The organism is Streptomyces sp. NPDC059679 (assembly GCF_042734105.1).
Taxonomy (GTDB): Bacteria; Actinomycetota; Actinomycetes; order Streptomycetales; family Streptomycetaceae; genus Streptomyces.
Map to the genome: position 1 here is coordinate 26,916 of NZ_JBHWES010000037.1, position 12,482 is coordinate 39,397.

Here is a 12,482-nt window from a genome sequence, read left to right on the forward strand (position 1 = left end):
GATCGCGCAGGTCGGCGGGGGTGGCGGCCGATGTGGCCCAGATCTCATCCAACATGACGAGGGCCTTCCCGCCGTAGCGGAAAGGCCCTCGTGAATCAGCTGAGCGCCGCTGATCAGTCGCCGTTGCCCGGGGTGGGCGTGGTCTTGGCGATCTGCATCAGGAACTCGGCGTTCGACTTCGTCTGCTTCATCTTGTCCAGAAGCAGCTCGATCGCCTGCTGCGAGTCGAGCGCGTGCAGCACCCGGCGCAGCTTCCAGACGATGTTCAGCTCCTCCGGCGCGAGAAGGATCTCCTCCTTGCGGGTGCTGGAGGCATCGACGTCGACCGCCGGGAAGATGCGCTTGTCGGCGAGCTTCCGGTCGAGCCTGAGCTCCATGTTGCCGGTGCCCTTGAACTCCTCGAAGATCACCTCGTCCATCCGCGACCCGGTCTCGACCAGCGCGGTGGCCAGGATGGTCAGCGAGCCGCCGTCCTCGATGTTGCGCGCGGCGCCGAAGAACTTCTTCGGCGGGTAGAGCGCGGTCGAGTCGACACCACCGGACAGAATGCGGCCGGAGGCGGGCGCCGCGAGGTTGTACGCGCGGCCCAGGCGGGTGATCGAGTCCAGCAGGACGACCACGTCATGACCCAGCTCGACCAGGCGCTTGGCCCGCTCGATCGCCAGCTCGGCGACGGTGGTGTGGTCCTCGGCCGGGCGGTCGAAGGTCGAGGAGATGACCTCGCCCTTGACCGACCGCTGCATATCGGTGACCTCTTCCGGCCGCTCGTCGACGAGGACGACCATCAGATGGCACTCGGGGCTGTTGCGGGTGATCGCGTTGGCGATCGCCTGCATGATCATGGTCTTACCGGTCTTCGGCGGGGCCACGATCAGACCGCGCTGACCCTTACCGATCGGCGCGACCAGGTCGATGATGCGGGTCGTCAGCCCGCCCGCCTCGGTCTCCAGACGCAGCCGGTCCTGCGGGTAGAGCGGGGTCAGCTTGCCGAACTCCGGCCGCCCGCGCCCGGTTTCGGGCGCCATGCCGTTGACCGAGTCGAGGCGGACCAGCGCGTTGAACTTCTCGCGGCGCTCGCCCTCGCGCGGCTGGCGGACCGCGCCGGTGACGTGGTCGCCCTTGCGCAGCCCGTTCTTACGGACCTGGGCGAGCGAGACGTACACATCGTTCGGGCCCGGCAGATAGCCGGAGGTCCGGATGAACGCGTAGTTGTCGAGGATGTCGAGGATGCCCGCGACGGGGATCAGGACGTCGTCGTCGGACACCTGCGGCTCGTTGCCGAAGTCGTCGCGGCCACGGCGGCCACGGCGGTCGCGGTAGCGGCCGCGACGCCCGCGGCGTCCGCCGTCGAAGTCGTCGTCCATGTCGTCGGCACCGGGGCGCTGCTGACCCTGGCCACGGCTGTCGCGCTGCTGACGGCCGCCGCCCTGCGCGGCGCCGTCCTCGCCCTTGCCGCCGCGGCGGTCACGGCTGTCACGACCGTCGCGGCCGTCGCGGCCCTCACGGCCGTCCCGCTCGCGCTGGCCGCCGCGCTCCCGGCGGTCGCCCTTCTGGCCGCGCTCGGCGCGCTCGGCCCGGTCCTGGCCCTTGGCGCCCTTGCCCTCGGCGGTGTCAACAGCGGCCTCGGCCTTGGCGTCGGCCCGGGACTCGCTCTTGGCGGCCTCGGCCTTGGTCTCCGTCTTGGTCTCGACGGCGGTGGCGGTGGCGGCCGTGTCGGTGGTGGTGACCGGCGCGGTGGCCCGCCGGCGGCGGCGCCCGTCGGCCGGCTGCTCGTCGGCGGCGGGCTCGCCCGGCTGGCCCGGGATCTCGATCTGCTGCTGAGCGGTGGCCTTCTCCGCCTTCGCGGCGGCTTCGTCCTTGGCGCCGGCGGTCTTGGTGGCCGCCGTCTTGGCCGCGGCCGGCTCGCTGTCCTCGCCCGTACGGGCCTTGGAGGTCGTACGGCGCTTGGGCTTTGTCACCCCCTCCGCGGCGGCGGGGGCGGCCTCGGCGGAGGTGCCGGAGCCGGAGGCCTGCTTCTCCTTGATGACCTCGATCAGCTGGCTCTTGCGCATCCGCGCGGTGCCCCTGATGCCGAGGCTCGAGGCGAGCTGCTGCAGCTCGGCCAGGACCATGGCGTCGAGGCCGGTGCCCGAGCGGCGTCGCCGCGGGGCAGTGCCAGTGGCAGCACCGGTGGCAGGCGCGGCGGGAGCGTCCGTGGCGGGCGCGGCATTGCCGACACCGCTGTCGGAGGTGCCGGAGGCGTTCACGCCCATCAGATCGGTGGTGTCGCTCACGAAGGGTCCTTCCCTGGAGCGGGCGTCGGCCTGTCTGGCTCGGCGACCGGTTGTGCTGTCCGGCTGTGTCCTTCTCGTGCGGACCGGCCGGGGCGGTGGTCCGCCAGGTATGGCGGAGAGATCAATTCATTGGTTCCGACGCGACGGAGGCTTCGCCTGGATCCATCACGCCATTCCGGAGCTCCGGAGCGTGCTCGGAACTGCTCAGGCAGGCTGCTCAGGCAGTTTGGGAGGCTCCCGGAAGAAGGGTGGTCCCGGAGGGGGACACTGAGCACTGCGCCTCCCCGCCCGGCGATCACTCCGAGCATGAGGCATCAAGTGCAGACTTGAGGTTAACACTACCGGATCCAACAAACATTCCCCCTCTCCAAGACCGGCTATCGAGTTTTTCGGGACTCCCAAGGCCCGCCTGGGCCGTATCGGGCGTCCGCGGTGTCAGGTGAGCGGCAGGACGCTCGCCCCCCCGGCGTCGAGAGCCAGCCGGTTGGCCGCCCACCCCTCGCCCGCCAGCCGTGCGACCTTGTCGGCCGCACCGTCTTCGACCAGCGCGAGCACCGTGGGGCCCGCGCCCGAGATGACCGCGGGGACACCGTCCGCGCGCAGTCGGTTCACCAGCGCCACGCTCTCGGGCATCGCCGGCGCGCGGTACTCCTGGTGCAGCCGGTCCTCCGTCGCCGCCAGCAGCAGCTCGGGGCGCCTGGTCAACGCCTCCACCAGCAGCGCGGCGCGCCCCGCGTTCACCGCGGCGTCCACATGCGGGACGTTGCGCGGCAGCAGCCCCCGGGCGGTGGCCGTGAGCACCGGCCGACCGGGCACGAAGACCACCGGAACGATGGAATCGGAAGGGTCCATTCTGATCGCCCGGGCCGCTCCCGCGTCCGTCCAGGCGAGGGTGAAACCGCCGAGCAGACAGGCGGCGACATTGTCGGGGTGACCCTCGATCTCGGTGGCCAGCTCCAGCAGCGCCGCGTCGTCGAGCCGCTCGGCGCCGCCTATGGTCACCGCGCGGGCCGCCACTATCCCGGCGCAGATGGCGGCCGAGGACGAGCCCAGACCGCGCCCGTGCGGAATCCGGTTGGCGCAGACGACCTCGAGGCCGCGCGGCTGTCCGCCCAGCAGGTCGAAGGCGGTGCGCAGGGAGCGTACGAGCAGATGGTCCTCGTCGCGCGGCAGCGTCTCGGCGCCCTCACCCGCGATGTCGATGTGCAGACCGGAGTCGGCGACCCGGACCACCACGTCGTCGTACAGCCCCAGGGCCAGGCCAAGGGCGTCGAAGCCGGGACCGAGGTTGGCGCTTGTGGCGGGCACGCGCACTCGGACGGCGGCGGCGCGGAACGCTGGACCGGCCATCGCTCGATGACTCTCCTTGTGTGACTGGGATTGCTCGAAGAGGTACGGAACACCGCGGGGGCCGTGCCGGGAAGTACGGCAACGCCGTGCAGAGGCAGCTGCTCTGCGTCGGGGCGGATTCAGTACAGCCTATCGAAGGAAGGTTCTGTGGCGACATAGGGCGCACGGGAGGCGCACGGTGCGTGTCGCGCTCCCTCTCGTCGTCCGCGCCCACTCTACTGGAGCGTTCCGCGCGCCCTCCTTGCTCCTGGGCTTCTCCGCCCGCACTCTAGTGGATCTTGAACCGCGGCGCCGGGCAACGACCCGGGGGCGTACCCCCGGCGCCGCCCGGCGCCGCGTGAACCAGGGCTGGTGGGACCGGAAATCAGGCCAGCCCGAGCCGCTCGGCGGCCGTGTCCGCGTCCACCGGCACCGTGACCGGCTGCGGCGCGCCCGCCACCGCCCAGTCCGGGTCCTTGAGCCCGTTTCCGGTCACCGTGCACACGATGCGCTGGCCGGGGTCGACCAGCCCCTGCTCGGCCGCCTTGAGCAGACCCGCGACGCTCGCCGCGGAGGCCGGCTCGACGAAAACGCCCTCCTGGGAGGCGAGCAGCCGGTAGGCGGCGAGGATTTGACGGTCGGTCACCTCGTCGATGAGGCCGCCGGACTCGTCGCGCGCCTGCTCGGCGAAGGCCCAGGAGGCGGGGTTGCCGATGCGGATCGCGGTGGCGATGGTGCTCGGGTTCCTGACCGGCTCACCGCGCACGATGGGCGCCGCGCCGGAGGCCTGGAACCCCCACATCCGGGGCGTACGGGAGGCGGGCGCGCCGAGCGGGCCGTCCGTCGCGTACTCCTTGTAGCCCTTCCAGTAGGCCGTGATGTTGCCCGCGTTGCCGACCGGCAGCACATGGATGTCGGGCGCGTCGCCGAGCATGTCGACGATCTCGAACGACGCGGTCTTCTGCCCTTCGATACGGGCCGGGTTGACCGAATTGACCAGCGCCACCGGGTACTTCTCGGACAGCCCGCGGGCCAGCTCCAGGCAGTCGTCGAAGTTGCCGTCGACCTGGAGGATCTTGGAGCCGTGGACCAGGGCCTGGCCCATCTTGCCCAGCGCGATCTTGCCCTGCGGGACGAGGACGGCGCAGACCATTCCGGCCCGTACCGCGTAGGCGGCCGCGGAGGCCGAGGTGTTGCCGGTGGAGGCGCAGATGACGGCCTGGGCGCCGGCCTCCTTGGCCATGCTGATGGCCATGGTCATGCCGCGGTCCTTGAAGGACCCGGTGGGGTTGGCGCCCTCGACCTTGAGGTGCACCTCGCAGCCGGTGCGCTCGGAGAGCACCTGGGCGGGGACCAGCGGGGTGCCGCCCTCGCGCAGGGTGACGACGGGGGTCGTCTCGCTGACCGGCAGCCGGTCGCGGTACTCCTCGATGATGCCCCGCCAGCCCTGCCAGCGGCGGGTGCCGGACATCGCGGGCCCGGCGTCAGCGACAGTGTTCATGATCTTCCTTTACTCCCCTACTCACCCTCTGCTCCCTACTCACCCTCTACTCGCCCTCGACCCGCATGATGCTGGCGACATCACGGACGGTGTCCAGCCTGCGCAGCGCCTCGACGGTGGCCGTCAGGGCCGCGTCGCTCGCCCGGTGGGTGACCACGACGAGGGACGCCTCGCCGTCCTTCCCCTGCTGGCGGACCGTATCGATGGATACGCCATGCTCGGAGAAGACCGTGGCGACCTGAGCAAGAACTCCCGGTTTATCGGCGACGTCCAGACTGATGTGATAGCGCGTGATCACATCGCCCATGGGGCTCACGGGCAGCCGGGTGTACGCGGACTCGCCCGGTCCGGTGGTCCCGGCGAGCTTGTTCCGGCAGGCGGCGACCAGGTCGCCGAGGACCGCCGAGGCGGTCGGCGAACCGCCGGCCCCGGGCCCGTAGAACATCAGCCGGCCGGCCGCCTCAGCCTCGACGAAGACCGCGTTGTACGCCTCGCGGACGGAGGCGAGCGGATGGCTCAGCGGAATCATCGCCGGGTGCACCCGGGCGGTGACCGACTGCCCGTCCTCGGCGCGCTCGCAGATCGCCAGCAGCTTGACCGTACAGCCCATGCGCTTGGCGGAGGCGATATCGGAGGCGGTGACCTCGGTGATGCCCTCGCGGTGCACATCGTCGAGGGTGACGCGGGTGTGGAAGGCGATCCCGGCCAGGATCGCGGCCTTCGCGGCGGCGTCGAAGCCCTCCACGTCGGCGGTCGGGTCGGCCTCCGCGTAACCGAGGGCGGTGGCCTCGTCCAGCGCCTCGCTGTAGCCGGCGCCGCTGGTATCCATCCGGTCGAGGATGAAGTTGGTGGTGCCGTTGACGATGCCGAGCACCCGGTTGACCTTGTCCCCGGCCAGGGATTCGCGCAGCGGCCGCACCAGCGGGATCGCGCCCGCTACCGCGGCCTCGTAGTACAGGTCGACGCCGCGCTCGAGCGCGGCCGCGTGCAGGGCCGCGCCGTCCTGCGCGACCAGCGCCTTGTTCGCCGACACCACACTGGCGCCGTGCTCGAAGGCGGTGGTGATGAGGACACGGGCGGGTTCGATGCCACCAATGACCTCAACAACAACATCGATGTCGCCCCGTTTGACCAGGGCGGTCGCGTCGGTGGTCACCAGCTCGGCCGGGACCCCCTCGCGCACCCGGTTGGGGCGGCGCACGGCGATCCCGGCCAGTTCGACCGGGGCGCCGATGCGCGCCGTGAGGTCCGCCGCGTGCGTCGTCATGATGCGCGCCACCTCTGAGCCGACCACTCCACAGCCCAGCAGCGCCACTTTCAGCGGACGCGTACGCATCATCCGACCTCGCTTCTCATCCATCTAAGTAGTGCACCAGTCTCACTCACTGGACGGGACTTTCTATCCCCGGTCCAGTATCCGAGATTTGCTTCTCGCCAGCCGAGCTAGTACTCGTTTGCTGGACTAACCGACATCGAGCCGCAGAAGATCTTCCTCCGTCTCACGCCGGACGATCTCGCGCGCCTGCCCGTCCTTGACGGCGACGACGGGCGGACGGAGCGCGTGGTTGTAGTTGCTCGCCATGGAGCGGCAGTACGCACCGGTGGCCGGGACCGCGATCAGATCCCCGGGCGCCACGTCGGCGGGCAGGAAGGCGTCCCGTACGACGATGTCGCCGGACTCGCAGTGCTTGCCGACGACGCGGGAGAGCATCGGCTCGGCGGTGGAGGTACGCGAGACCAGTGCCACCGAGTACTCGGCGTCGTACAGCGCGGTACGGATGTTGTCGGACATCCCGCCATCGACACTGACGTACGTACGCAGCGCCGGCAGCTCCTTGACCGTCCCCACCTCGTACAGCGTGAACGTGGTCGGCCCGGCGATCGCCCGCCCCGGCTCCACCGACAGCCGCGGCACCGCGAGCCCGGCCGACTCGCACTCCCGGTGGACGATGTCGCGCAGCGCCTTGGCGATCTGATGCGGCTCGCTGGGGTCGTCCTCTGAGGTGTACGCGATGCCGAGGCCGCCGCCGAGGTCGATCTCGGGCAGCTCGACCCCGTGCTCGTCCCGGATCTCCTTGAGCAGCCCCACCACCCGGTGCGCGGCCACCTCGAAACCGGAGGTGTCGAAGATCTGCGACCCGATGTGCGAGTGGACGCCGATCAGCTCGAGCCCGTCGAGCTTCAGCGCCCGCCGCACGGCCTCCGCGGCCAGCCCGCCGGCCAGCGGAATGCCGAACTTCTGGTCCTCGTGGGCGGTCGCGATGAACTCGTGCGTATGCGCCTCGACGCCCACGGTCACGCGGATCTGGACGCGCTGCCGCTTGCCCAGCCGCTCCGCGATATGCGCGACCCGCACGATCTCCTGGAACGAGTCGAGCACGATCCGCCCCACCCCGGCCTCGACGGCCCGGCGGATCTCCGCCTCGCTCTTGTTGTTCCCGTGCAACGCGATGCGCTCGGCCGGCATCCCGGCGCCCAGCGCGGTGGCCAACTCCCCGGCGGAGCACACGTCGAGGTTCAGCCCCTCCTCGTTCAGCCAGCGCACAACGGCGCGGCACAGGAACGCCTTCCCGGCGTAGAACACATCGGCGTCCTCCCCGAACGCCTCCCGCCAGGCCCGGCAGCGGGCCCGGAAGTCGCTCTCGTCGAGGAAGTACCCGGGCGTCCCGAACTCCTCGGCCAGCGTCTTGACATCCACCCCGCCAACGGTGACCACGCCGTCGGCGTCACGGCCGACCGTACGGGCCCATACGCGCGCGTCCAGTGCGTTGAGGTCGGTGGGCGGTGCGGTGTAGTGCCCCTCGGGCAGCACATCGGCGTAGCGGGGCCCGGCGGGGTGTGCGGAACGGCTCATGGTGTCTCTCTCAGGTGTCTCACAGATGTTCCGGTGCGCTGATGCCGAGCAGATGCAGGCCACCGGCAAGCACCGTCCCGGCAGCCTCGGCAAGGGCCAGCCGGGAACGGTGGGCGGCCAAGGGTTTCTCCGCGCCGCGGGGCAGGGGCGGGCACGCGTCGTGGAAGCGGAAGAAGGCGTCGGCGGTGGCTTCCAGATGCCGGGCGAGGCGGTCGGGGGCGCGGTGGCGGGCGGCGGATTCGAGGAGGCGGGGGTAGTCGCCGAGGAGGGAGATGAGGGCGACGGCGGCGGGGTGGTCGTACGCACTGTCGGCGCCACCGCCATCGGAACTGGGACCAACCCCAAGATCGAGCCCATTCCTGAGGAGGCCGCGAACCCGGGCATGGGCGTACCGCACCCGGAACAGCGGATTGCTCTCCCGCTGGGCGAGGAGCCGACCGGGATCGAGATCGGGCAGATCGTGCGCGGCGGCCCGGAGCAGCGCCCAATGGGCGGCGTCGGACCCGAGCCGGCTGAGCAACTCCTCAGCGCTGATCCCAGCGGGCCGCACGGCAAGCACCTCACCCTCGCCGGCCACCTCGCACTCACCCCCGCAAACGCCCACAAGCCGCCCCACGACGACCCCGACCAGCGCCCCACGCACCTCCCGCGCAGGCGCAAGCGTCACGCGCGTCCCGGCTAGGGCGTCCGAGCGCCCGTAGTCCTCGCCGCGCTCCAGCACGCCGCGCACGAGCGCGGCATGCCCGCCGGATTCGACGGTGATGTTCAAAAACCCGGGCCCGGCGATCTCCACCTGGGCGATCCCAGGCGTACGCACCAGCCGCCGCCGCAACACCTCAGCCACCCGCAAGGCGACCGCGGGCCCCCCGCCATCGACACACCGGGCGAGCTGAAGCGCCACATTAGTCGCATAGTCCCCACACCCCGCCCGCGGCGGAGCCTGCACCTTCACCCGCTCCGGCAGCACAGCCACCCGCAGCTCGTCGGCCTCGACGGCACGGCGCACGGTCTGCAGCACGGTGCGGGAGAGCTGGGCGGGTGTCACGGCACAAGCGTATGGGAGGAGGGGGGCGTCCCCGCGAATGGGTTTCGCCCCTCGGACGGCGAGGATGCGCCCTGACGGCCCCAGGAAACACGACCGGAACAACCACAAGCACACACCCGCCCACCCCAAACCGACCCGGCCCCGACCCGACAACCGAGCACGGGAACCGAGACGGCAGGAAGACAGAAGGAACCTGGACAGCGGGAACCGAGACAGGGGACAGCCCGCCCCGGCCCCCACCGCCAGGCCCACGGACTCAGCCCGTGGGCCCCACAACGGGCTCCGCATCCCCAGGCGCCGCAGCGGCGGCGCCTGGTGTCATCAACCGACGCACCAGCTTCACCAGCGCGGCAGGCTCAAAAGGTTTCGCAAGGAACGCATCCACCCCCGCGGCCCTGCCGCTATCCACTTCGTACTGCGTACACGCGCTGATGATCGCGACGGGCACATGACACGTACGCGCATCGGCACGTAACCGGGACGCCGTATGAAGCCCATCCAGTCTGGGCATCACGACATCGAGAGTGATCACATCGGGCCGCACCTGGTGAACAATCTCCAGGCACTCGGCACCATCGGCCGCGGTCACGACCTCGAAGCCCTCAAGCTCGAGGTTGACCCTGATCAGCTGCCGGATGACCTTGTTGTCGTCGACGACAAGGACCCGGCCGGACAAGCCAGGCACATCTCGAAGGGTAGGCGCGCACCCAGCGCTGCGTCCGGGTTTTGCCCACTTCCGCCACGTGCGGGGGACCTTTCCTCAAGACACCACCGCCACGCCCCCGGATGCGGTATACACCCCTCCGCTCTCCACCCCTCACACCCGCCAGCACCCCCACCACCCACCCCAATCGGCCACCCGCCGGCCACCCCCGAAAAGCGTTCATGACCACCCCGAGCAAGCTGGTAGGGTTCTACCCGTCGCCACAAACAACAGCGACACCGCCCCCGTAGCTCAGGGGATAGAGCAACGGCCTCCGGAGCCGTGTGCGCAGGTTCGAATCCTGCCGGGGGCACCCAGAGAATGGGAATGGATACGACGGTTTTGCCGTGATTGTCCGTCCTGGGTGCCATGATCGGGTGCAAGCACTTCGGTGCGGGCGCCCGATTCTTTGTTCCATGGGTCCAGCTCACGGGTTACGGCCACCAGTCCGTCAAGCAGATGCCCCGGGATCGTCACCCGTAGGGTCACTTCTTCGCGGGGTCGGCTGTAGCGGACTTCCAGCCCGAATGCGTTGTAGAGCCGCCGCTGGATCTCCTCCGGGACCAGGGCAAGGTCGATGTTGAGGCGCGGAATCGCATCCAGCAGGGCCGCGCTGTCGGCGGGGCGTGCCGCCTGTTTCGGGGCTTCCAGACAAGCCAGCTGCTCGGCGAGCTGCGTGCGCTGCCTGCCGAGGGTGGCGTGCTCCTGCCGGATCGCGTCGCGGAACTCCCTCTCCTGGTCGGGGTCGGGCCCGCCGTCGGCGAGAGTGCGGATGAGCCGGGCCTGGCGCTCGCCGATGGCCTTGATCGCCTGCTCCAGCGCGGCGCGTTCCTTTGCGGTTCGGTCGCCGGGTCCATCCGAGACACGAGCGGCTTCAAGTGCGGCTTTGAGGTGGGTGCGCCGGTCGGGGCCGAAGACGCGGGTGGCGAAGAAGCGGGAGACGGGTGTGATCAAGAACTCTTCCCGGACCCACAGACTCTTGGGATGGTCACGGAACCAGGGCCTGTCCCGGTGTTCGTTCGGGTCGATCTGGCAGGCGTAGTACGAGATCTTGTGGCGGTTCTTGCCGAACATGCGGCGGCCGCAGATCTCGCAGATAACGTACGACCGGAGGACGTAGGAACGCCGGGTGGCCGGGTGGGAGTTGGGCCCGTGGGTCGTCCGTGATCCCTGGCGCTTGCGCGCCACGGTGGAAGCCACGTCGAACAGCTCTTTGGAGACGAGCGGCTCGTGAGTGGGCTGCGGGGACCACACCCAGTCCTTGGGGTCGTTGTAGCAGCCGCCTTTCGACGTCGAGCGGCGGTTCCAGACCTGGTAGCCGGTGTACTTGGGGTTGCGCAGGATCTCTCGCACGGCCGATCCGCTCCAGCGGTGAAGGGCCGCGTCGGGACGGGTCGGTTCCGGGGGCGGGTACGCGACGGAATCCAGGTTCAAGCGGTCGGCGATGGCGTCGTATCCGAGCTTGTCCAGCCCGCGGAGCTGGAAGATGTGGGTGACGGCCGGGGCCCGGGACGCGTCCGGGACGAGCCGGTGCTTGGTGCGGCCCTCGGCCCGGCGGGCCGGTACGGGATGCGGGACCTTCTCCGCGAGGTAACCGTAGGGCGGCTTGCCCACATTCCAGCCCTGGGAGACATGCTCGATGAAGCCATCCCACGACAGCTCCAGCATCTGCAACACGTACCACTCGGAGACAGCCTGCTTGACGCGCCGCGTGAGCGTGGGCGTGGCGCGCTTGGCTCGCGGGCCGGTGACGATCGGCTCGTCGGCGGCACACAGGGCCACGCCGGCCTGCTCCAGCTCGTACTCGATCTTGGTCCCGAAGTAGGTCCGGCGCGCGACGCGTTCGATGGACTCGCAGATGACGGCGGCGAAGCGACGGTCGGGCCGCTGCGCCTCATCAAGCAGATCGGCGACGCTGCCATCGCGCGGAATGGGAATCTGGAACTGCTGGTGCGCAAGGGAGTTGCCCCGCTCGCGCAGCTCCTTGCGGCCGGATTCCACATCGTAGAAATGCGCGACGATCACCCAGCCGGGCGGAAGCGCGGCTCTCGCGTTACGCAACTGCCGGGGCAGCGACAGGGTGGGGTCCTGGGCGTCTTCTGTAGAAGTCCGGCCGAGCCAGGCCACCGGGACGGTCACCGGAAGCGCCGTAGCGTCCGGAATGCCATCCCTGGACCAGGGGCGGCCGGGTACGGGCTGTGCCCATGGCCGAGTGCTGGGCGGGGTGCCTGACATATCTTGTCCCTCTCCCAAGGGTCCGGGGTGGGGAGACTCAGGCGTGGCCGGTCTTCGGGGCGCTGCGACCGGCGTACAACCACTCCAGCACCTCACGAATCACGACCCCCTGGCGCTGGGCCAGCGCCTGAGCCTCCTCACCATCGACAACGACGTACTCCACGACCACTCGCAACCCCTCTGAACTGCGCGTTTCAGCGTTGTCGCGAACGGTCGTCGTCCATGGACGCTCCATCTCGGCGATGTCGTCAAGGCCGCGATCTTGCGTGTCGGGTCTCCGACGCCGCATCACCGTGGATTCCGTTGAGTGAGCAGAGTTTCGGGTGTCGCGGACGTTCGTCATCTGGAACCCCCGGTGCTGTGATCGGGCCGTCTGGAGCTGACGTGATCAATAGAGATTCCAGAGGGACGGCTTTGCCACCGACCAGACCGGGTCCACTCCCCGGCTGCACCTCATGCAGCCGCACCGGGACCCCGGCAGTTCCTTACCCGAGCCACCAGCGAGCCAGTAACGGTCCACCTTGCCACGCGGACGAACACGC

The 12,482-nt window shown here is 70.0% G+C and carries 8 protein-coding genes, 1 tRNA gene and 1 pseudogene; 1 reads left to right on the top strand and 9 read right to left on the bottom strand.

Features of this window, described 5'->3' with window-relative positions:
* Positions 1 to 113: 113 nt before the first annotated feature.
* The 7 genes from rho to ACFV2X_RS32210 form a co-directional block, all read right to left on the bottom strand.
* Positions 114 to 2,273, bottom strand: a complete 2,160-nt coding sequence (rho, locus tag ACFV2X_RS32180; protein WP_385623258.1) for a transcription termination factor Rho — start codon at positions 2,271 to 2,273, stop codon at positions 114 to 116.
* Between the two features lie 435 nt (positions 2,274 to 2,708).
* Positions 2,709 to 3,623 (bottom strand): homoserine kinase, encoded by a 915-nt coding sequence (gene thrB, locus ACFV2X_RS32185; protein ID WP_385623260.1) that lies wholly within the window; start codon positions 3,621 to 3,623, stop codon positions 2,709 to 2,711.
* 364 nt (positions 3,624 to 3,987) lie between these two features.
* Complete coding sequence (gene thrC, locus ACFV2X_RS32190) at positions 3,988 to 5,103, bottom strand: threonine synthase (RefSeq protein ID WP_385623262.1); 1,116 nt, start codon at positions 5,101 to 5,103, stop codon at positions 3,988 to 3,990.
* A gap of 46 nt (positions 5,104 to 5,149) precedes the next feature.
* The gene (locus ACFV2X_RS32195) at positions 5,150 to 6,442 is read right to left on the bottom strand and encodes a homoserine dehydrogenase (RefSeq protein WP_385623410.1); all 1,293 of its coding nucleotides are present in this window, start codon (positions 6,440 to 6,442) and stop codon (positions 5,150 to 5,152) included.
* A 123-nt stretch (positions 6,443 to 6,565) separates the two neighbouring features.
* Positions 6,566 to 7,957 (bottom strand): diaminopimelate decarboxylase, encoded by a 1,392-nt coding sequence (gene lysA / locus ACFV2X_RS32200; RefSeq protein ID WP_385623264.1) that lies wholly within the window; start codon positions 7,955 to 7,957, stop codon positions 6,566 to 6,568.
* A gap of 19 nt (positions 7,958 to 7,976) precedes the next feature.
* Positions 7,977 to 9,002 (bottom strand): ArgS-related anticodon-binding protein NrtL, encoded by a 1,026-nt coding sequence (gene nrtL, locus ACFV2X_RS32205; protein ID WP_385623266.1) that lies wholly within the window; start codon positions 9,000 to 9,002, stop codon positions 7,977 to 7,979.
* A gap of 256 nt (positions 9,003 to 9,258) precedes the next feature.
* Positions 9,259 to 9,687 carry a response regulator gene (locus tag ACFV2X_RS32210; RefSeq protein WP_078610448.1) on the bottom strand — a complete coding sequence of 143 codons (429 nt, stop codon included), beginning with the start codon at positions 9,685 to 9,687 and terminating at the stop codon, positions 9,259 to 9,261.
* Positions 9,688 to 9,946: 259 nt separating this feature from the next.
* On the opposite strand from ACFV2X_RS32210, the gene ACFV2X_RS32215 reads away from it, so the two are divergent.
* A tRNA-Arg gene (locus ACFV2X_RS32215) sits at positions 9,947 to 10,018 on the top strand.
* A gap of 875 nt (positions 10,019 to 10,893) precedes the next feature.
* Here ACFV2X_RS32215 and ACFV2X_RS32220 read toward each other — a convergent pair.
* Positions 10,894 to 11,940: pseudogene (locus tag ACFV2X_RS32220) on the bottom strand (recombinase family protein); the annotation flags it as partial.
* Positions 11,941 to 11,977: 37 nt separating this feature from the next.
* Entirely contained in the window at positions 11,978 to 12,283 is a 306-nt protein-coding gene (locus ACFV2X_RS32225) for a hypothetical protein (protein WP_385623269.1), read from the bottom strand.
* Positions 12,284 to 12,482: the final 199 nt, after the last annotated feature.

Excerpts from the sequence above, each read along its gene's own strand:
- thrB (WP_385623260.1), bottom strand. The coding sequence starts at position 3,623 with ATGGCCGGTCCAGCGTTCCGCGCCGCCGCCGTCCGAGTGCGCGTGCCC.
- thrC (WP_385623262.1), bottom strand. The coding sequence starts at position 5,103 with ATGAACACTGTCGCTGACGCCGGGCCCGCGATGTCCGGCACCCGCCGC.
- ACFV2X_RS32195 (WP_385623410.1), bottom strand. The coding sequence starts at position 6,442 with ATGATGCGTACGCGTCCGCTGAAAGTGGCGCTGCTGGGCTGTGGAGTG.
- lysA (WP_385623264.1), bottom strand. The coding sequence starts at position 7,957 with ATGAGCCGTTCCGCACACCCCGCCGGGCCCCGCTACGCCGATGTGCTG.
- ACFV2X_RS32225 (WP_385623269.1), bottom strand. The coding sequence starts at position 12,283 with ATGACGAACGTCCGCGACACCCGAAACTCTGCTCACTCAACGGAATCC.